General features: G+C 41.8%; 16 protein-coding genes. 11 read left to right on the top strand and 5 right to left on the bottom strand.

Annotation, left to right across the window (positions count from 1 at the left end; translation table 11 throughout):
* Positions 1 to 5: 5 nt before the first annotated feature.
* Positions 6 to 1787, bottom strand: coding sequence for an ABC transporter transmembrane domain-containing protein (locus H5163_RS18615; protein WP_182735715.1), 1782 nt, complete (start codon positions 1785 to 1787; stop codon positions 6 to 8).
* Positions 1788 to 1865: 78 nt separating this feature from the next.
* On the opposite strand from H5163_RS18615, the gene H5163_RS18610 reads away from it, so the two are divergent.
* The 8 genes from H5163_RS18610 to H5163_RS18575 all read left to right on the top strand — a co-directional run bounded on the left by H5163_RS18610 (position 1866) and on the right by H5163_RS18575 (position 13088).
* Entirely contained in the window at positions 1866 to 2264 is a 399-nt protein-coding gene (locus tag H5163_RS18610; RefSeq protein ID WP_145241975.1) for a DUF3224 domain-containing protein, read from the top strand.
* 11 nt (positions 2265 to 2275) lie between these two features.
* Positions 2276 to 2464, top strand: coding sequence for a hypothetical protein (locus H5163_RS18605; protein ID WP_182735714.1), 189 nt, complete (start codon positions 2276 to 2278; stop codon positions 2462 to 2464).
* A 9-nt stretch (positions 2465 to 2473) separates the two neighbouring features.
* Positions 2474 to 3091, top strand: a complete 618-nt coding sequence (locus tag H5163_RS18600; protein ID WP_145241971.1) for a LysE family translocator — start codon at positions 2474 to 2476, stop codon at positions 3089 to 3091.
* Positions 3092 to 3394: 303 nt separating this feature from the next.
* A complete protein-coding gene (locus H5163_RS18595) occupies positions 3395 to 6277 on the top strand; it encodes a TonB-dependent receptor (RefSeq protein WP_182732374.1) in 2883 nt (960 codons plus the stop codon).
* A 21-nt stretch (positions 6278 to 6298) separates the two neighbouring features.
* A complete protein-coding gene (locus tag H5163_RS18590) occupies positions 6299 to 10609 on the top strand; it encodes an alpha-1,6-glucosidase domain-containing protein (protein ID WP_182735713.1) in 4311 nt (1436 codons plus the stop codon).
* A gap of 125 nt (positions 10610 to 10734) precedes the next feature.
* Positions 10735 to 11277 carry a PH domain-containing protein gene (locus H5163_RS18585; RefSeq protein WP_064668490.1) on the top strand — a complete coding sequence of 181 codons (543 nt, stop codon included), beginning with the start codon at positions 10735 to 10737 and terminating at the stop codon, positions 11275 to 11277.
* Between the two features lie 37 nt (positions 11278 to 11314).
* Positions 11315 to 11878: a hypothetical protein gene (locus H5163_RS18580; protein ID WP_064668489.1), complete on the top strand. Its 564-nt coding sequence runs from the start codon at positions 11315 to 11317 to the stop codon at positions 11876 to 11878.
* 295 nt (positions 11879 to 12173) lie between these two features.
* Positions 12174 to 13088: a DMT family transporter gene (locus H5163_RS18575; RefSeq protein WP_182735712.1), complete on the top strand. Its 915-nt coding sequence runs from the start codon at positions 12174 to 12176 to the stop codon at positions 13086 to 13088.
* 87 nt (positions 13089 to 13175) lie between these two features.
* Here H5163_RS18575 and H5163_RS18570 read toward each other — a convergent pair whose 3' ends face one another.
* The 3 genes from H5163_RS18570 to H5163_RS18560 form a co-directional block, all read right to left on the bottom strand.
* Positions 13176 to 14957, bottom strand: a complete 1782-nt coding sequence (locus tag H5163_RS18570; protein WP_182732370.1) for an alkaline phosphatase — start codon at positions 14955 to 14957, stop codon at positions 13176 to 13178.
* Between the two features lie 79 nt (positions 14958 to 15036).
* Positions 15037 to 15381 carry a rhodanese-like domain-containing protein gene (locus tag H5163_RS18565; RefSeq protein WP_182732369.1) on the bottom strand — a complete coding sequence of 115 codons (345 nt, stop codon included), beginning with the start codon at positions 15379 to 15381 and terminating at the stop codon, positions 15037 to 15039.
* Between the two features lies 1 nt (position 15382).
* Positions 15383 to 15571, bottom strand: a complete 189-nt coding sequence (locus H5163_RS18560) for a DUF2892 domain-containing protein (protein ID WP_149983085.1) — start codon at positions 15569 to 15571, stop codon at positions 15383 to 15385.
* A gap of 130 nt (positions 15572 to 15701) precedes the next feature.
* Between H5163_RS18560 and H5163_RS18555 the strand changes: the two genes are divergently transcribed.
* Genes H5163_RS18555 through H5163_RS18545 form a run of 3 tightly spaced genes read left to right on the top strand, consistent with a single transcriptional unit; the run spans position 15702 to position 20347 of the window.
* Positions 15702 to 16004 (top strand): metalloregulator ArsR/SmtB family transcription factor, encoded by a 303-nt coding sequence (locus H5163_RS18555; protein WP_149983086.1) that lies wholly within the window; start codon positions 15702 to 15704, stop codon positions 16002 to 16004.
* Positions 16005 to 16008: 4 nt separating this feature from the next.
* Entirely contained in the window at positions 16009 to 19296 is a 3288-nt protein-coding gene (locus H5163_RS18550; protein ID WP_182735711.1) for an efflux RND transporter permease subunit, read from the top strand.
* On the top strand, positions 19286 to 20347 hold the full coding sequence (locus H5163_RS18545) for an efflux RND transporter periplasmic adaptor subunit (RefSeq protein WP_145241951.1): 1062 nt from the start codon (positions 19286 to 19288) through the stop codon (positions 20345 to 20347). Before H5163_RS18550 ends, H5163_RS18545 begins: the two co-directional genes overlap by 11 nt.
* On the opposite strand, the gene H5163_RS18540 is transcribed toward H5163_RS18545, so the two are convergent.
* A complete protein-coding gene (locus tag H5163_RS18540; protein ID WP_145241949.1) occupies positions 20340 to 21017 on the bottom strand; it encodes a nitroreductase family protein in 678 nt (225 codons plus the stop codon). The two genes, H5163_RS18545 and H5163_RS18540, sit on opposite strands and share 8 nt — an antisense overlap.
* Between the last annotated feature and the right edge of the window lie 103 nt (positions 21018 to 21120).

Genomic DNA, 21120 nt, shown 5'->3' with positions numbered 1-21120 from the left:
CCGCTTCAATCCCTATTAAACTGCAGCTCACATAATTTTTGATAAAGTGGATTACTCGCTAGCAATTGTTGATGAGTACCTGTTGCGATTATCTCTCCGTGCTCCATTACCACTATCATATCAGCATGTTTTACTGTGGCGAGGCGGTGGGCAATGATAAGCGTAGTACGGTTTTGCATTAAATGTTCAAGCGCAGCTTGTACATGATGCTCACTTTGCGCATCTAAAGCGCTGGTTGCTTCATCGAGTAACAGTATTTCTGGGTCTTTTAATATTGCTCTTGCTAATACAATTCGTTGTTTTTGGCCGCCTGATAAGCGCACCCCTTGCTCGCCTAAAAAGCTCTCGTAGCCGTTAGGTAATTGTGCAATAAATTCATCCGCGTGAGCATGCTTAGCGGCAGCATATACTTGTTCGTCGCTTGCATCTGGGTTGCCATAACGAATGTTATGCATCACATCAGAGCTAAATAAAATCGGGTTTTGTGCCACCATGCCCATGCTGTTTCTGAGTGTATTAAGGGATAGATCTTTGATATTAATATTATGAAACTTAATGTCGCCACCGGCAGGGTCATAAAAGCGTTGTAGTAATTCAAATAACGTGGTTTTACCAGCACCTGACGGACCAACGATTGCTACTGTTTGGCCTTGTTCAATCGTTAATGAAATAGTTTTTAAGGCGCTCACATCAGGACGCGATGGATAATTAAAAGTTACTTTATCAAGACTAATGGCTGGAGCGTTAGAGTTGTTATGTAATAACTGATCTTGTGGTGCTGTAGGGTTCGTGATCTCACTTTTAACCGCGAGCAGTTCAAGTAATCGCGCCGCAGCGCCCGCTGCACGTTGTAGCTCGCCATATACCTCAGCAACGGTTGCTACCGACATCGCGACCATAATGGCGTAAAACACAAATGCACCTAACTCACCGCCAGTCATTGTGCCTGCCAGTACATCACTACCACCTATCCACAGCATCACGCTAATTGCGCTAAAGGTCAAAAATATTACTGCAGCAATTAAAAATGAGCGCTGTTTAATGCGGCTTTTCGCAACGTTAAAGGCTTTTTCGGTCTCTAGTGCAAAAGCGTGTTGTTCGCGTTGTTCGTGGCTATAGCTTTGCACTACTTTAATATTTTGAATTATTTCTCCCGCATAAGTGCTGATATCGGCAATCGCATCTTGGCTGGAGCTGGCAAGTTTGCGTACTTTTTTACCAAAAATCATCATGGGTACTAACACCAGCGGCACACAGGCAACTACAACTAAAGTGAGTTTTAAGTTAGTAAATAACAACATGGCTAAACCACCGACTAGCATCAGAGCGCTGCGCAGTGCCATTGAAAATGACGAGCCAATGATTGATTGCAACAAAGTGGTGTCGGTTGTTAAGCGCGACATTAACTCGCCACTGCGGTTTTCTTCAAAGTAACTCGGGTGCAGGGTGACTATGCGATCAAATACCGCTTTACGAATATCATTACTGACGCGCTCACCAATCCATGACATTAAATAAAAACGGCTGAATGTTCCTATGGCTAATAAGCTGATCAAGCCAATTAGCACGATTATGGCTTGTTTTAATTGTTCTTGAGAGCCCGCAATAAAGCCGTGATCAATAACAAATTTAACTCCTTGGCCCAATGATAAATTAACCCCGGCAGTAACAAGTAATGCTGCAAGAGCTGCAAAAACCACCCATTTATACGGCTTAATAAACTGAAAAATAGGAATTAAACTACTAAAAGCAGCTTTGTCTTTTTGCTCGGTTTTACTATTGCTCATAGTGGATTCTTTTAGATGAATAGGGTATAGATATGGTTACTTAAATCATAATTTCAATAACTAACTAAGGGACTAACCATGACAACTGAAAAAGTAACGGGCGAATTTAACGTTAAACTCAATCCTATTGAAGGTTATGCAAAGGGCATTGATGGCGTAAACCTGGGTCGTATGTCGATTGATAAAACGTTTACAGGTGAGCTTGATGCAACCAGCACTGGCGAAATGCTCAGTGCCATGACCGCAACTCAAGGCAGTGCCGGTTATGTGGCAATTGAACAAGTAGTTGGCACACTTGCAGGTCTTCAAGGCAGCTTTGTGCTGCAACATTTTGGCACTATGGATAAAGGCCAAGATTCATTAATTTTAAACGTGGTGCCAGATTCTGGCAGTAATGAACTTGCAGGCCTTAGCGGAAAAATGGCAATTCGCATCGAAGCAGGTATACACATTTATGATTTTGAGTATCAATTATAAGCGATACAGCCATGCAGAAAATAATTGAGTTTAAAAAGCAGCGTGGCTTTTTTAGAGGCGGTATTGATATTGACGCACTTAATGAGCGAATTTATCAATTAAACCAAGATAGCTGGAAAGTAATAAATGTTAGCGCCTCTACAGGATTATACGGCCAAGTTTATGCATACATCTTACTTATTGAAAATGAAGAACTATAAGGAATATAAATGACGTTATCACTGTGGCTAAGCTTAGTCGCCATTTGTATGATGGGTGCAATGTCTCCTGGGCCAAGTTTGGCTGTGGTGTTAAAACACAGCATTCATGGCAGTATGAAGAACGGCATGTTGGCAGCGCTGAGTCATGGTGTTGGCGTCGGTTTTTATGCTGCAGCATCGTTACTTGGCCTTGGTGCACTAATGTTGCAATTTCCTACTGTGTATCAAGTGTTAGTTTACTTAGGTGCAGCGTACTTGGCATATTTAGGGGTTAAAATCTTATTAGCTAAACCAAGTAATAGTGAGTTAAAAGTGGCTCAGCAAAGTGGCAGTGCAAAACAAGCTTTGCAAGACGGCTTTGCTATTGCGTTTCTAAATCCTAAATTAGCGGTATTCTTTTTAGCCCTGTTTTCACAGTTTATAGATCCTGCCAATCTCAGTTTTAAGGTCGGTTTGATTATGTGCTTAACGGTTTTTACTATTGATACTGGCTGGTATCTGATTGTTGCAGCATTGACAGAGCTTTCAAAGAAGCGCTTTGCTTTTACTAAATCATCCCCATGGTTTGATAAAATATTAGCGGTGATTTTTATTGGTCTAGCAATAAGGGTGGTGCTAATGGTGTAGTTTATTAAACTTAACTAATCCTTACTACTTCCCTTTAAAGCTGTTTTTAGCAATTTCTAATTCACCTGTGTAATAGTGGCTTATGACTGAGTTATTCCGTTAGTCAGTCGATTTATTTTACGTTATCTACATGATCGCAGCACTTCTAAACTAAGTTCCTCACCTTGCTAGCTATTGCCCTTACTGCTGCATACGTATTCATCACACTTATTTTACTTTTTAGTTACACTTTATTGGTTTTATTTTATCCATAATTTCAAAACAAACAGCACACAATTATAAAATCAATAGGGTAGAAAGCTCATGGGGAAATTCAAACTAAGTGCGTTAATGCTCGCAATGTTTGCAGCCAGCAGTGTATTAGCTGCGGTTGAAAGTGACGCGCAAAGTACCGTAAAAAAACCACAACTAGAAGAAGATCTTGAAGTCATTGAAGTGCGTGGCTTTAGTCGTAGTTTAATCCAATCACTTAATCAAAAACGCTTTACTGATACGGTATCTGAGCAGTTATCGGCGGATGACTTAGGTGCTTTGCCTGATGTATCTATGGCTGATGCGCTCACTCGGTTACCGGGGATCTCAGCGGTACGAACCGGCGGGCAGGCGGCAGAAATCAACATTCGCGGTATGTCCGGTGGATTTGTATTTTCAACTTTAAATGGCCGTGAACAAGTATCAACTAGTGGCAGCCGTAGTATTGAGTTTGACCAATATCCGTCTGAATTGATCAGCTCAGCAGCCGTGTATAAATCACCAAAAGCATCGCTTATCGAAGGTGGTGTTGCAGGTACGGTAGAACTGCAAACAGCTAGCCCGCTTGATAATGATCAGCAACATAAGTTTGTGGTTAACGCCAGAGGTATGTACAACGACCGAGCGTCAGAGGTGAACGATGCCACTGAGTTTGGCGACCGCATTAGTTTTTCCTATCAAGGTAAATATCTTGACGATACTTTAGGTGTAGCACTTGGTTATGCACGGTTATTTCAACCCAGCGTAGCAACACAGTTTATTGGCCTTGCCTATAACGATAATAAAGACGTTGATGGTGTTGCAAATGATACTAATGGCCCCGAACTTAAACCTGAAAATGAGTATATCAGCGAAGGTTTTGAGCTTCAGCATTTAGGTGGAGAAGAAACCCGTAACGGTTATATGGCGGCGATTGAATGGGCACCGGTGGATAATTTTAAATTAAAAGGGGACGTGTTTTTATCACGCTTTGATACTGAGTCATTTGCCCGTGGGTTACGAGTGAAATTAGGTGGCCCAACGGCCACTTATACAAACGCTCAGCTAGAGGGAAATTCAGTAGTTGGTGCCTCTGTTAATCGTACTTCAAAAGGCTACACTCGCGTTGAAATTGTGAATGATGATAATCAAGACTTTGATGAAGTAGATAGCTACGGTGTTAACGCCGATTGGCAAGTGACAGAACGTTTAAACGTTAATGTTGATGTGTCGCTGTCACGGGCTAAAAGTAACTTTCGCAATGGCTTATTGTGGGCGTTGGTTGCCGAAGACGCCTCAGCCGAAGAACCTGTGTTAGATAAAAACGTATCAATAAACTACCAACTTAATGGTTTAAATTTACCTGATGTAGGCTTTAATCAAGCGGCTGCATTTAGCGATATCGACCGAGTAATGGTTAGTAAATACGGTATTTACCCTTATCAAAATGAAGATGAAGTAAGCGCTTATCGCCTTGATTTTAAATACGAGCTGAATAACAGCTGGTTTAGCTCTGTTGAATTTGGCGCGCGTTATTCAGATCGCGAATACAGCAATAACCGCTCAGTGTTTGAATACGGTAATGATGGTGATTTTTCAGTGAGTGAGCCGCCACTGCGTTTAACCAATGACATGGTAAATGTTGTTGACTGGGAAGGTGACTTTAGTTATTTCCCATCATATTTGGCGATTGATTTAGACAAAGCGCTTAATGCTTGGTTTCCTGAAGGCGCACCAGAGCCAGTTAAAACTTGGGGTAATGCAGATGGGGTAGTTGACTCGCAAGGCTATACCACTAACTACTCATGGACCATGTTACAAAGTGGCTCAGTATATGAGGAAGTGCTTTCAGCCTACGCCATGCTTAATATTAATACTGAAATTGGTACTATGCCGGTACTGGGTAATATTGGTATTCGCCGTGTTGATACCGACCAATCGGCCACTATTTTAGAAAATGTTAATGGTGATTTATCACTCGGTGCACAAAACATTACCGACAGTATCGGCATCATAAATAAAAATTATTTACCTAATGTACTTGGCACAACTTATACCGATTATCTGCCATCCCTTAATTTAAACTTTCAGCTAACGGATAACACGCAATTACGCTTTGCGGCGGCTAAAGTAATGTCGCGCCCACCGATTAATCGCCTAGCGGGGGACGCCAGTGCGCAAGCTGATAAAACCAGTGGCAAAATTAACGGCTCAAGTACCAATAATCCATTCTTAAAACCATTTTATGCCGACCAATACGATATCTCTTACGAGCATTATTTTGATGAGTCAGATGGTGCGCTAGTGATCGCTGGTTTCTATAAAAACATCGATTCGTTTATCGATACCATCGCCATTGAAGGGTTTGACTTTAAAGGTAATGGTTTTAACGTCCCTGACTATATAGAAAATCCAGTCAGTGGTGAGCAAGTTGCCACAACTAACGGCACTTACACAACGGCGGTAAATAACGCCAATGGCGGTTATATTCGCGGTATTGAACTTGCCTACACGCAAGTATTTTCGTTTTTACCCGCCCCGTTTGATGGCCTTGGGTTTAACGGTAGCTATTCATACACCGAGAGCGAAGTTGAATCTATCACCAGCTTAGGTGGTGAAACGGTTACACAAGGTTTACCTGGTTTGTCTAAAAACGTGTTAAACGGCACTTTATTTTACAGCTTAGATAATTTTGAAACCCGCCTTAATGTGCGTTACCGCTCAGACTTTGTTTCAGAGCAAGTGGCGATCAATGAGCAAGTGGTTAATTTTGATGCCGAGACCGTGGTCGATTTTCAAACCTCTTATCAATTTACAGACTCATTTGGCATGTTGCTACAGGTTAATAATCTTACTGATGAACCAACCCAAAGTTACTTTGGCAATGAAAACATCACCGGTACTACCCAGTACTTTGGTCGTCAGGTTTATTTAGGTTTTACCTATAGCCACTAATAGCAAATTGGAGCATAAATAATGAATAAAATAACTAAATTGACTCATTTGCTATTAGCAGTGAGCTTAACACTACTGTTTGGCTGTGGAGGCTCAGGCAGTAGCGATGTAAAAGCAGGCCAAGCCTTATTGACTTGTGATGTACCGCAAGTCCCTAATGCAGCAGGCACTCAATGTGTTGATCCTGAGCCTATCTCTTGTGACGCACCGCTGTTTCCAGATGCAAATAATGAAAGCTGTACCAGTGGCTATAACCCCGACTTACCAGACCCTGTGGTATTTGCAGGCGAAGGTGAGGCTATTTTATTTTATAAGCGCCCAGAAAATAAGGGTTATGAAGGCTATCGTTTACACTCTTGGAATACCGACGGCTGTGATGCTTACGCGCCGCCGTTTGATGCCACCGATTGGGCTAATGGCCATGAATATAATGGTGTCGATCCAAACTATGGAGCTTATTGGATTGTCGCGCTAAAAGACGGTTATACCGAGTGCGCTAATTTTATTATTCATATTGGCACAGAAGGTTCAGGTAAAGCCCATGGTGATGTGGATTTAACCATGCCACTGATGCAGGACGACGAGCGTTTTGTACGTATGAACTTTACCTTTGACGGTGAGCCAACAGTATTTGAATACCCAGTAGAAGCGCTTGGCGAACGCCCCGTTGCAATTGACGGTGCATCAGCACACTGGATTGATTTAAATACTGTGCTGTATAAGCCAAGCAATGAGCTTACGCAGATTATTAAGCTGCATTCATCAGCTGCTGCCGATTTGGTTGTTGATGTTGATACTGGCTTAAATGGTGAAACCGTTGAATTAATGGCAACGAGTTTAACCGATGCACAAGCAGCGAAAGTACCGCACTTAACAGATTGGACTGCCTATCAAGGTAATTGGGATGCCGCTACTGCAAAACAACTTATAAAACAACAGCTCGTTGTAGCGGGCTACGATGCAGAAGGCAAGCTACTTGAAGCAAGTTTTGTGCAAACCGCCAAAGCCCTTGATGCACTTTACACCCAAGGTGAAAACGACGCAAATGAAGCCATTCTAGGCGTGCATTATAATAACAATGCAATTGATGTTTCAGTATGGGCACCAACCGCTAGCAATATGATGCTTAATGTATTTGACGCCGATAAAGCACAAGTACATAGCACTGCCATGACGTTAGACAGCAATACAGGTATTTGGTCAGTGAGTTTAGACAGCAAATACGACCGTCATTATTACCGCTATGCGTTTGATGTTTACCACCCTACTACTCAAGCGATTGAAAGTTTATGGAGTACCGATCCTTACTCACTGAATGTATCAAGCAATGGCCTGTATTCGCAGTTGATCAACTTAAATGATGACGATACCAAACCACAAGGCTGGGATGAGCGCAGTGTACCAACAATTACCAACCCGGAAGATGCCATTATCTATGAAGGTCATGTACGTGATTTTAGTATTCGCGATACGTCAGTAAGCGCAGCAAACCAAGGTAAATATTTAGCATTTACTGAGCTTGAAAGCATCCCTATGCAGCACCTTAAGCAACTAGCTGACAAAGGTTTAACGCATTTTCACTTACTCCCTGTAACAGACATTGGCACCATTGAAGAAGATGCGGATAAGCGCGTTGAAATCACTGACACCCTAGGTAAGTTATGTGAGCGAATAGACGATGCCGCCGATGCTTGTAAAATCGAAAATAAAAACAGCATCATTGCTCATTTAATGCAAAGCTACTTTCCGGGTTCTGATGATGCTCAAGCACTTGCCAGCGCGATGCGTGATTTAGACGGTTTTAACTGGGGTTACGACCCGCATCACTTTATTGCCCCAGAAGGTTCGTATGCATCAAGCAGTGAAGGGGTTGCCCGAGTTAAAGAGACACGCGCCATGGTACAGTCACTTCAAGAGATCGGCCTTCGCGTGGTTCTTGATGTGGTATACAACCATACAACGTCATCAGGCATTTGGGAAAAATCAGTGTTTGATAAACTCGTGCCGGGTTATTACCACAGATACAGTGAAATAACGGGGGATATCGAGCGTTCAACCTGTTGTGAAAACACCGCGACTGAACATGTGATGATGGACAAGTTTGTTAGCGATTCACTGGTCATTCTTGCCCGTGATTTTGGTTACGACAGCTTTCGCTTTGATGTTATGGGGCACATGCCTAAATCATCAATTTTAGCAGCGCGTGAAGCGGTGCAAGCTGTTGACCCTGACAACTACTTTTATGGCGAAGGCTGGGATTTTGGTGAAGTCGCTAATAACCGATTGTTCACTCAAGCTAAGCAAGCTGATATGGCAGGCTCTGAAGTTGGCACATTCAATGACCGCATCCGTGAGGCTGTGCGCGGTGGAGCTATGTTTAGCAATAACCCGACCGATGGTAATTTAGCAGACCAAGATACTCTGCGTTTATCACTGGCGGGTAATTTACAAAACTATATCCTGAAAGACTTTAAAGGTAATTCGGCAAAAGGTAATAGCTTTAGCTGGAATACTCAGCCGACGGCTTATGCTTTAGACCCTGCTGACAGCATTAACTACGTATCAAAGCACGATAACGAAACCTTATGGGATCAACTGCAATATAAACATGCAACAAGTATGAGTATTGAGCAACGAGTGCGTGCGCATAATATGGCATTAGCAATTCCATTAGTAAGCCAAGGTATCCCGTTTATGCAACTTGGGGCTGATTTACTACGCTCAAAATCAATGGATCGTGACAGCTACAATGCAGGGGATTGGTTTAATGCGGTAGATTTAACGAAAGAAAATAATAATTGGAATATTGGTTTACCTAATGCTGAGAAAAACCAACAGAAATGGCCTGAAATCATTAAGGTCTCAGGTAATCCACAAGCTGCAGCACAGCCGCAAGATATAGCTTACGCAGGGGATGTGTTCCAAGAGTTTTTAGCTATTCGTAGTAGCAGCCCATTATTTAGATTAACCACAGAGCAAGATGTTATTGACCGTGTAGGTTTTCACAATGTTGGTAAAAACCAGCAACATGGTTTGATTGTAATGAGCATTGATGACGGTCAAGGTTTTGCAGATTTAGATAACCAAGTTGACGCGCTCGTAGTAGTAATTAATGCAACTGAGCAAGCGCTTTCACATACAGTACCAACCGCTGCTGGGTTTGAATTACATCCAATACTTAAAAACAGCACCGATAGCAGTATGTCTGGAGTGAGTTTTACTGCCAGTGAAACCGACGGTACATTTACAGTCCCAGCTTATACAATCGCGGTATTTGTAAAACCACAAGGCGAGAACCAAGGTGTAGGCTTAAGTGCGAATGCAACAGTGGGCGCGCCAGACGTAGTGCCTTTTGGCAGCACCACAGTATATGTGCGAGGTAGTTTAAATGATTGGGGCACAGCTGACAGCTTTGAGTATATGGGCAATGGTGAATACCGTATCGCTATTACTTTAACTGCAGGAGATTATGAATTTAAAATTGCCTCTGAAGATTGGTCGAGTGTGGATTTTGGCGCGCTGTCTGATGCTGATAAAGCAGTGTTGGAAAATCAAACCGAGCCTTTAATGCGCAGTGGCGCGAATATGACCTTTAATGCCGCAATTGATGCAACTTATGTATTCTCGTTTGATGCCAGCGATAAAGACAATCCAACGCTGAGAATTTATAACGAAGAACGATTCGTTGGCACGCCTGTATTTGTTCGTGGCAGCTTAAATGAATGGGGCACCAGTGATGAGTTAATCTATCAAGGTAAAGGCGTTTATACCTTTACTAAAATTCTCAGTGTAGGTAGTTATGAATTTAAAATTGCTTCTGAAGATTGGGATACCGTTGATTATGGTTCCGGTGAAGCGGATGCAATCGTAACCGTTGCCGAAGATAAGTTATTAGCTGTTAAAGGCGCTAATATGACGATGGATGTTGCAACCGAGGGCGAATATCAGTTCATTTTTGATGCCAGTGATTTGAATGCACCCACGCTGAGTGTATTTAATGCGCAAATGTTTGCAGACACTCAAGTTTACTTACGTGGCAGCTTAAATGGCTGGGGTACCGACAACCCCCTAATCTATCAAGGGAATGCTATTTATAGTACATCACTTGATTTAGATGCCGGTGATTATGAGTTCAAAATAGCCTCTGAAGATTGGAACACTGTGGACTACGGCGGCAAAGGTGAATCTCCACAGGTTATAGTTGGCGAGCAAAGTTTGCTTGAAGCTGTAGGGGCAAATATTAATGTAGCCATTGCTGACGCAGGCAACTATACCTTTACGGTTATTGGCCCTAATCGTAATAATGTGCAGGTACTGATCAATAAGAACTAAGCATTAATACACTTTATAAACAATCAGAACCGAGTATCCTAGATGCTCGGTTTTTTTATGATCAAATTGCAGCCTAGGCAAAGTTAGCGTAATTTATAATCATAATACGATTATGGGTAACTACGATGTCAGAAGCTATGTTAAAAAGTGCTACGTTTGATCCTAAAATAAAGCCTTATTGGTTAATTTTTGCAGTATGTGCAAGCACCTTAGGAGTTGTGACTATTCCGCTTATCCCGGTAATAGTACTGATTGTTTGGATTGTAAGTGGCAGTATATTAGCCGCTATGTCGGCTCAATTACTTGAGCGTAAACTGGTAGTAAAGCGCGGTGTATTTTTCAAAGAAGAAAAGTCCATCCCACTTGAAAAAATAACTGACGTCGGGTTAAGCCAAGGCCCGTTGATGCGTTTATTTGGTTTATATCGACTAAGCTTTGAAACCGCAGGTCAGTCTGGTCATGGCGCATTAGTATCGTTACTTGGGGTAGTTGATGCCAGTGAGTTTCGCGAGGCAATCTTAACTCAAAAAGATAATCTAACCGCACAGCAACCAACAAAAGCGAACAGTGATGAGCCACAAAGCCAAGTTGAGCTAATACGCGCACTTACTTACAGTGTGAAAAATATTGAACAAATGTTAGTGACGTTATTGGATGAGCGGAAATAGTTAGATATGAGTAATCCTATTTTGCTTTAAGGAACATATGGAAAATACACCTTATATTAAGCTGTTTCGTAGGAAGACTCTGATACCAAGATTCATTGTTTTATTCTCGGTGCTTGTAGTTATTTTTCTAGCAAGCTTTTTATTTTTTACGGTTAATAGCCCTGAATCAAAAGCTAAAAACTTTCTCAAAAAACACGAGAATGATTTGGAGCACGCCATTTTACTTGCAGAGCAAAGGGATCTTCAGGCTGTACAATGGGTTGATGATAAAAGTGGTGAGCGTTTCGCGCATAAGTTAATAAGAAAAAAAGGCAGTAAAGAATTCGTGAAGGTGACCGATTCAAGTTTGGATGAGCTCACTGAGTTTTTACTGAATAAAAATATAGATGTTCTTTGGATTCAATATTTTCAGGGTGTTTGGTTGATTAGAAAAGCATTTACCTTTTCATACCAGGATAGGCAACAAGAAGGTTATTTTGTTTTTGGTAACCCTGAGAAAATAGGTTTATGTGTGCTCGGTTACGGTGCTAAAGATTATGGTAAGTACGAACATGTAACTGGCAATTGGTATATGGCAATGTGCGAGTATCCGCGAAATTAATACAGTGCTATGCCAATGTATTCACTAAACAGGGAGCTTAAGTTTACATTCGATAACCCAAGACTATTACATTAACTATCATTGGTTCCTGTTGTTTTAACCCTCCCAAAGTGTCTTATGCTATTAGCTCAAATTATCTCTAAACCCCTTGTTTTGTACCTTTTGTGGGTGTAATTTAAAGCGATTTTATCTGAAAAGGATGCAGTTTTATTAGGGTTCAAAGTAGTTGATTTCTAATAGGGCTCTAATTTCGTAGCATATATTTGTGCTACACAAACACATGGAGAGAAGTTAAATGGCTAGTAAAGAGTCAACCGCAGTGATTTGGATGTTGTCAGATTCATTTATCTTAAGTGTGATGTTACTAATCGGTGGTTTTTTAGGTAAAGCTATCAGCCCATTCCAAGTTGTCTTTTTGGTTAATGTAATTGCAGCTTTTGCGGCCATTATATTATTCTCGAAAGGCAAATGGGAAAATATCAAACCCCAAAAAATGAAGCTACATATTTTCAGAGGACTGCTTGGTGTTAGTTCAACAATATGTTTGTTTTATGCTCTGCAATATCTAAGTTTAGCGGAAGTAACCGCGATTAACTTTTTTGTGCCACTTATAACGTCCATTTTGTCGGTGTTTATCTTTAGAGAAAAACCAAAAGCCTATGTCTATATCGCTATTATTTTGAATTTAGCTGGAGTGATGATGCTGCTTTCTCCAAAACTAATGGCGAGCCAAGTAACGCAGCAAAACCTCTATCTAGGATTGATCTTTGCACTGTCAGCGGTAGCTATTTTAGTCATTTATAATATTAATTTAAAGAAAATAGGCAATGCAGAGAAAGTTGTGCCTCAAATGGTTTTTGCTCCCCTCTATTCGGCGATTATCTTATTACCCGTCGCTATTTTTGTGTGGAAACCTTTAGATACAAATAGTGCTCTACTAATTATGCTATATGGTGGGCTCCTTATTACTAAACTTGCAGCACGTTTTTTCGCTTTTAATAAAAGTGACTTATCTAAGCTAATGCCGCTTGAATATGCGCAAATTCTATTTTCTAGTATTTTGGGCTACATTTTTCTTCAACAAACTCAAACTTTATTGGGTATCACAGGCATTGTATTGATCGTGCTATCAAGTATCGCTCATGTTTTATTCATGCACTTTGAGAGGAATAGCGACACTAAGAATATGAAAGGAATTACCAATGATTAAAGTCGTAACGCAAAAATTCCGGCGATCGAGTGATCGCCGGGCTGTTTTAATCTTTCATCTAAACATTTTTCCTAGCACCTAGAATCTTTACCCTTGTATTACTGGCTGACCTGCTAGCATACGTAGTTCTTTACTGCGCTCGGTTTGCATTTCGTATGAAGCGGTTTTAATGCTGCTCACGTAATTCCACTTAGCGGTGGCTTGCTCTGGGGTAAAGGTCACGGTTAAGTAACCTCTATCGACTAAGTTGTTATAGATAAGATCATTGACTAATAGTGCAATAACTTGCTCCATTTGTGCCGTAACTTCAGGTCCTTGTGTATTCAGCGCTAGGTATTCTTCAAGACCAGGCGAAGACACCGAAGAGGTAGCAAATTCTACACCGGCATTTTGTGACGCTGCAATTGGGTTTGCAGCATCAGTAACTAATTGCCCAGCCCAACCGTTATGAGTATCACCCGCTAAAACCACTAAGTTCTTTTGTGCGGCAATGGCAGTACCAAGCAGCACTTCACGTTCGTAGGCGTAACCATCCCATGCATCTAAATTGTATGGTGCAGTAGTATCAACTCGAGCGCGTTCGGCATCAGTAACACTTGGATCGCCTGCAAGCACGCGGCCTTTGATTTGTGCAAGTTCAGCAAATAATGCCGATGCTTGTGCTAATAATGCATTAGTGTCGCCGCCATTTGCTTGACTTATTTGTAAGCTCACTAGTAGTTGCAGTACTTCAAACGGCAAATGCATTTTGGTCATCAGTACTTGTTGGCCAAGTACCTGCCATTTTGAGTTTGATGTTGTCATGCCATCAGTGAGCCATGTTAGCTGCTCATTGCCAAGTAATGCGCGCGATGGTGAGCTTAGTGCATTTGCAAAATCACTTTGTCCTTGTGCACTGGTTAGGTCAAAATCAGCATAGCTTAGCTGTTCATCACGGGCGAGTACACGCGTGTCTAGCATGTATAAAGAGACTAAATTACCAAACTCAAAGCGACGGTAAATTCGTTCTTTATCAGCTACATTACGAATTGGCATCCATTCAAAATAGGCCTGTAGGGCATGTAGCTTACGTTCGCTAAATTCACCTTCGCCTTCATTATGGTTTTCTGCGCCATTTCGCCATGTGTCATTGGTAATTTCGTGGTCATCCCACACAGTAATAAATGCACAGTTACTATGCGCAGCTTGTAAGTTTGAATCAGTACGATAGTGGGCATAGCGGTTACGGTAATCAGCTAAGCTAATTATTTCGTCACTGTTATCTTCTGGCAGTAAACGGCCTAAAATACCAGCATCTTCAGTAGCGTAGCCATCATTGCCGTATTCATAGATGTAATCACCTAAATGCAATACAGCGTCTATGTCTGTTTGCTTGGCTATTTCACCATACACATGGAAAAAGCCTGCGGGGTAGTTGGCACACGATATAACAGCAAATTTCACTTTATCAATACTGCCTGTTGGTAGTGTTTTACCTGCACCAATAGGTGAGGTTTTGCCATTCGATTTAAAGCGATAATAGTAAGTGGTGTTGGCGTTTAAGCCTTGTAAGTCGACTTTTAAGGTGAAGTCTGTAGCTGCACTTATATGTGTTTCACCATTGTGGCTGATATTAGCAAAGTTAGGGTCGGTTGCTGCTTGCCATTGTACTTTAATGCTGGTGGTTGTTGGATCTAGAGGGGTTACACGAGTCCACAGAATTAGGCTGTCAGCTAATGGATCACCACTGGCAACACCATGAGCAAAGCTCACGTCAAGAATGTCGTCATCTTCATCGTCAAACCGACAAGCTGTTAATCCTAATGATAAAACGGCGACACCAAATCCTGCCGCCGAGGCTTTTAAAAAATTTCTTCGTGTAAACGTCATTGCTCTGTACCGCTAAATTTAAAAGTAAGAGCTTATCCGACCAGTATGACTTTTATGTGAAGCTGTTATGCCAATTGCATTAAAATACTTGGCAAACCTGTTCTGCATTACAGGTAATAACGGTGACGTTTTCATAACCAACGCGGGTAAGTGCTTCAGCGCTTAATGTTGCGCGTGCGCCACTGGCGCAGTGTAAGTAAATTGGCCGAGCTGGGTCTTTTTCGATTTCCATTAACTTCATTTCTAGTAAACCTCGGGGAATATTAATTGCGCCGATAGCTGCTTTTGCCGCATGTTCGGCGGGTTCACGTACGTCAATTAATAGCCCTTTGTTGTCAGCAATTTCTTGCTTGGCCTGTGTAGCCTCAATGCGGCGTTGATTTGGCGTAATTATTTTCATTAGATCTGGGATTGAAGTAAGCATGTTATTCCTCGAAACCTAGTTTTTTTAAAAGAGTGATCATCGGGCACCATTTACTAAATGCTGATTGAATTAAGTTTAGAGCAATAAACACTGTAAACCAAATCCACAATGGATCATGAAATTGCTGTAGTAACAATGATATGCAAATCATTACACCTGCTATCAAGCGAAGAGCATCGTTTAGTTTCACGGTTAACCTTAGTAATAGTGACTGTTACTATTTAATATATTAGATAAAGCTACATTAGTAAATTATAATATTAGACTTTTCTAATATAGCTAACTATAATCTGCTGTACTTTGAATATAAGAGTGGAACTATGACTATCGACTTTGCAGCTATGGCTAATAACGTAGAGCATGCTGAGCAGCTATTAAAAATTTTAGCAAATAAAAACCGTTTAATGATTTTGTGCTCTTTGCAGGGGCGTGAAATGAGTGTTTCTGAATTAAATGCGGCTGTACCATTGGCACAGTCTGCTTTATCGCAGCATTTGGCTGCACTACGAAAAGCAAATATTGTTAGTACTCGTCGCGAAAGCCAGACCATCTATTATCGGGTGATTAACGACAACGCACAGGCTATGTTAGCCACGCTCTATGGTTTATTTTGTAAGGAATAACCAAATGGATAAGCTCGACAGTGCAGTAAAAAATAGTCTTAACGGGCGTATTCCTATCATTATTTTTGTAATGGCTGTGTTGCTTGGCATTATGGCTTTACAGCAAACTCCCCGTGAAGAAGAACCGCAAATAGTGGTGCCGATGCTGGATATTTATGTCTCAGCTCCTAACATTGAAGCTCCCGAAGTGGCAAGGCTGGTCACGCAACCACTCGAAAAGTTATTGGCGCAATTACGCGGTGTTGAGCATATTTATTCAACCACACAAAGTAATGGCACTGTGGTGACATTGCGCTTTACTGTGGGTCATGATCGTGAACAAGCAATCCTCGATACTTACGCCAAACTATATAGTTATCAACATACCATGGCGTCAGTTATTAGCTCATGGCAGGTGCGCCCGGTCGAAGTAAATGACGTGCCGATTGTGATGCTAGGCTTATTTAGTAAAGATCCTAAATTATATAACGACTATGAGTTAACCCGTTTTGCTAACGAAATTGCGAATAGTTTACAGCGCATAGAAAACACCAGTGAAGTTAAAGTGATTGCTGGGCGCAAACGCACTTTAACGGTCAATTTAGATGCGACGGCCCTAGCAGCTCATCAAACTACGCTCAGCGATGTTTATTATGCACTGAGTGTATCTAATCAATTATCTCAGGTTGGCAGTGTTGTTAATGCAGAGCAACAAATAATGCTACAAGCTGGTGATGTGTTACGAACAAAAGCCGCGATTGAGCAGCTTGTTGTAAATGTTATTAACGGCAAAAGTGTTTATTTAAAAGATATTGCAAAAGTACTCGATGGACCAAGTGAGCCTGAAAATTATCAGTGGCTAGCGCAATCTGATACCACACAAGAGCATCCTTTAGTTACCTTAAGTGTTGCTAAAAAAGCGGGCACAAATGCAGTCGCGGTCGCAAATGATGTACACGCAATGATGGCTGATTTAAAAACTAATTTTTTACCTTCGCAAATAGATTACACAATACTTAGAGATTACGGGCAAACCGCTAACGAAAAAGTGAATAATTTAACCTCAAGCTTAGTGTTTGCGGTATTTACCGTAGTGATTTTTGTTGGTGTATTTTTAGGCTGGCGACCCGCTATCGTTGTTGGTTTAGCTGTGCCAATTTGTTATGGCATAACCTTAAGCCTCGATTTTGCGTTTGGTTACACCATTAACCGAGTAACGTTATTTGCATTGATATTATCACTGGGCTTGCTGGTGGATGATCCGATAACGGGCATTGATAATATTAGCCGTTTTTTACAAAACAAAGGCAATAAAAAACAACAGATTGTCGCTGCAATGAGCGAAATACGTGGTGCATTATTAATGTCGACACTGACCATCATGGTGGCTTTTATTCCTTTGGCTTATATCACTGGCATGATGGGCCCATATATGGCACCAATGGCATTTAATGTGCCTGTAAGCGTGATGGTCTCAACCATTGTGGCATTCTTTGTAACTCCTTGGCTTGCCATGAAGTTATTAAAAGAACCGGTTGTTGAGCACAATGATTTAACTTCCCCTAAAGTAGCTATTTATGAACGCTTATTAACGCCTTTACTGGCCAGTAAAGGGCGCGCAAAACTGATTTTATGGGCAACCTTAGGATTATTTATTATCAGTGCATTGCTGCCCGTGATGCGAATGGTGCCGCTGAAGTTATTGCCGTTTGATAATAAAAATGAACTACAAGTACTGATAGATATGCCCGAGGGGACGAATCTGGAGCAAACAACACTGACCGCTCGTAAAGTACAAGCTATAACATGGCAGCTTAGTGAAGTAAGTGAAATAGCTGCGTATGTTGGGCAACCATCAAGCATGGATTTTAATGGTATGGTGCGCGGTTATTATCGCCGTGAGGCCGCTAATTTAGCTGAGCTTAGAGTATTACTATTAGACAAAGCGCAGCGCGAGCAACAGTCTCATGGTGTCGTGATGCGTTTACGTAAACAGCTTGAGCCATTGGCCGTTAACGGCATTGTGATAAAAGTGGTTGAAGTTCCACCCGGGCCGCCAGTATTTAGCACCTTAGTGGCTGAAGTGTATCGTGATCCGTTTGTTGATACGCAAACCCACCATCAAGCGGCTCAACAAGTTGCACAACGACTGAAGCAAGAGCCCCATGTGGTTGAAGTTGATACAAGTATTGCAGCCACGGCACCGATGCAGCGCTTTATTACCGATAAAGCCAAGGCGGCTTTGTCGGCGGTATCAACACAAGATATTGCCAATACATTAACGATTGCATCTGCGGGTAAAAATGTGGGCGTAATGTATGTCAGTGGTGAAACGCAGCCCGTTGAGATCAAAATGCAATTACCATATCAGCAGCGAAACCAATTAGCGCAACTGCTTGCTATACAAATCAGAGGTGATAGAGAGCTGGCAAAATCAACTAATGAGTTTGGTTTAACTAGTGCGCCACGACCGTTGGTGGCTTTATCTGAGCTGGGTGAATTTCATAACCTAAATGTCGCAAAACCGATTATGCGTAAAGACCAACGCGAGGTTGTATACGTGATGGCAGAGCTTAATGGCCGTACTCCTGCAGAAATCATTGCGGACGTAAACGCTGATTTAAATGTAAGTAGCGATGATTTTGAGCAAACAAATTGGTTAGCCCGCAGCTTTTTTAATAACGGTGGAACTCAGGCTTGGCAATTACCACAAGGCACGCATGTAACGTTTAGTGGTGAAGGTGAATGGCGGATCACAATTGATGTGTTTAGAGATATGGGAATTGCGTTTGCTTTTGCGTTAACCGCCATTTTTATTATTTTACGAATACAAACGCAATCTGCCAGTTTATCGCTGATTATTATGTCGGCTATTCCACTTACTGTGATTGGTATTATGCCGGGTTTTTGGTTATTAAATCAGTTTGGTGAGCGCTCCATAGCCGGTGCTCCAGAGCCTGTGCTATTCACCGCAACAGCGATGATCGGCATGATAGCACTTGCTGGTATTGTGGTGCGTAACTCGCTTATTTTAGTTGAGTTTATTAATCAAGCTCGCGGGCAAGGGATGGCAATAAAAGCGGCATTGATTGCCGCAGGCACAACGCGGATGCGGCCAGTATTACTGACTGCTGGCACAACTTTATTAGGCAACTTAGTGATTACGTTAGACCCCGTATTTAGTGGTCTTGCTATCGCTATTATTTTTGGCATTGTGGCATCAACATTGTTTTCGTTGTTTGTGGTGCCGCTAGTTTATTATTTAGTGTTTGCGAACACACAAACAACCGAGGATGAAGCTCATGCAAGGTAAATCAAAACTGTTCGGCTCAATCATTGCGTTGTTAGTGATTATTGTTGCTGTGCTTTATATGGCAGGCAGCTTTTCAAATAAACAAGCCGCAGGAAATAAACCCGTATTAGCAACGACATATGAGGGAAAAGTCGCTACCGTTGAGCTGACGGCGATCAAGCGCAGTGAAGATGTTCCCGGTACTGTGATTGCAAAACAAAACACGCAAATTTCGTCACGAGTGATGGCACAAGTGGAACGTTTAAATGTACGTGCTGGTGATAGTGTTGTGCAAGGCGATGTTCTCATTACTTTGCAGCAAGACGATTTTAAAGCGCAATTGGCACAAAGTGATGCGCAAATAAAAGCCATTCAAGCGTCACTTACACAAGCTGATAAACAGCTTAAGCGCGTAACTGACTTATATTCACAAGGGTTGGTATCGGTTAGTGATAATGATGAGGCAAAAGCGAAATTTGATAACTTAACCGCAAGCTTAGCTGTTGCCAAGCAACAGCAAACCCAAGCACAAGTCGCACTTGAATTTACCCGTATAAAAGCGCCCATTTCTGGAGTTGTTGTAGAGCGGTTAGTTGAACCAGGTGATACCGCAGTGCCTGGTTCACCTTTATTGGCACTTTATAATCCACAACAATTACAGCTTGAATTTAATGTGCGAGAACGTCAGGCAATTAGCCTCACACTGGGTCAAAGCTTAACGGTCAGTTTGCCTTCACTTAATATAACCGCTGTTGCGGTGGTGAGTGAAATTGTTCCGATTGCCGATAGTGCTGCACGTAGTATGTTAATTCGTTTAGAGTTGCCAACACAATCAAACTTGATGCCTGGTTTATATGCACAGCTTCACTTGCCACTGGATACCGAGCAAGGAATTTTAATTGAGCCAAGTTGGGTGCATGAGTACGGTCAATTAGCCATGGTATATGTTATTAACGAGCAAAAGATTGAGCGCCGCTTTGTTCGTTTAGGGGAGGTGATTAATGCTAAACAGCATATTATCGCCGGGCTTAACGCCGGCGACACATTAGCGGTGGATTTTAAACCTAAATGAAGGTCGCAACTTCATCGAGTGATTTTTTCACCAAGGCATGATTAGGAACAGTAGCATCATCACTTGGGTAACCGGCAATGAGCAGCATATAGGGGCGTTCGTTGTCTTTGTCGCGGCCACAAATGTCGGTTAAAAAGCTCATTGGTTTAGGTGTGTGAGTCAGTGTTGCAAGCCCTGCGCGATGTAATGCTTGAATTAAAAAGCCGGTGGCAATACCGACTGACTCATGCACATAGTAGTTGGTGTTTTTATCATCAGTATTTAAGCCGCCTTTCTTTTGGCTGAATACGGCAATTAGCCAAGGTGCATGCTCTAAATAAGGTTTGCTGGCATCAGTGCCTAATGGCTTTAGAGCATCTAACCACTCTTCACCAGCGCGGCCTTCATAAAATGAGCGTTCTAATTTCTCGGCTGCTTCACGAATTTGCTTTTTCACATCACTACTATTAATTGCTACAAAATGCCACGGTTGGTGGTTTGCACCACTTGGTGCTGTAGCTGCGGCTTTAATGCAGGTTTGAATAATATCTTTTGGCACCGGTCGGTCGCTAAAACTACGAATTGTATGACGACGCTGACTGGTCGTTAAAAACTCATTAGCGCGTTCTAGCATCTGTTCATGTGGATATTCAATAAAGTCTGTAAGTGGTTGGTGGTCATGTTGCTGCATGGCTTTTCGCTTCTTATTAAATGTTGATAACTATTTTTATACCCAGTAGCGAGATTAGGTGCAAGTAATATCTACTTTACAGTCATGTTATTTCCTAAAATAA

This window comes from Pseudoalteromonas sp. SG44-8 (assembly GCF_014164125.1).
GTDB classification, from domain to species: domain Bacteria; phylum Pseudomonadota; class Gammaproteobacteria; order Enterobacterales; family Alteromonadaceae; genus Pseudoalteromonas; species Pseudoalteromonas rhizosphaerae.
This window is presented reverse-complemented; position numbering and strand designations above follow the sequence as displayed.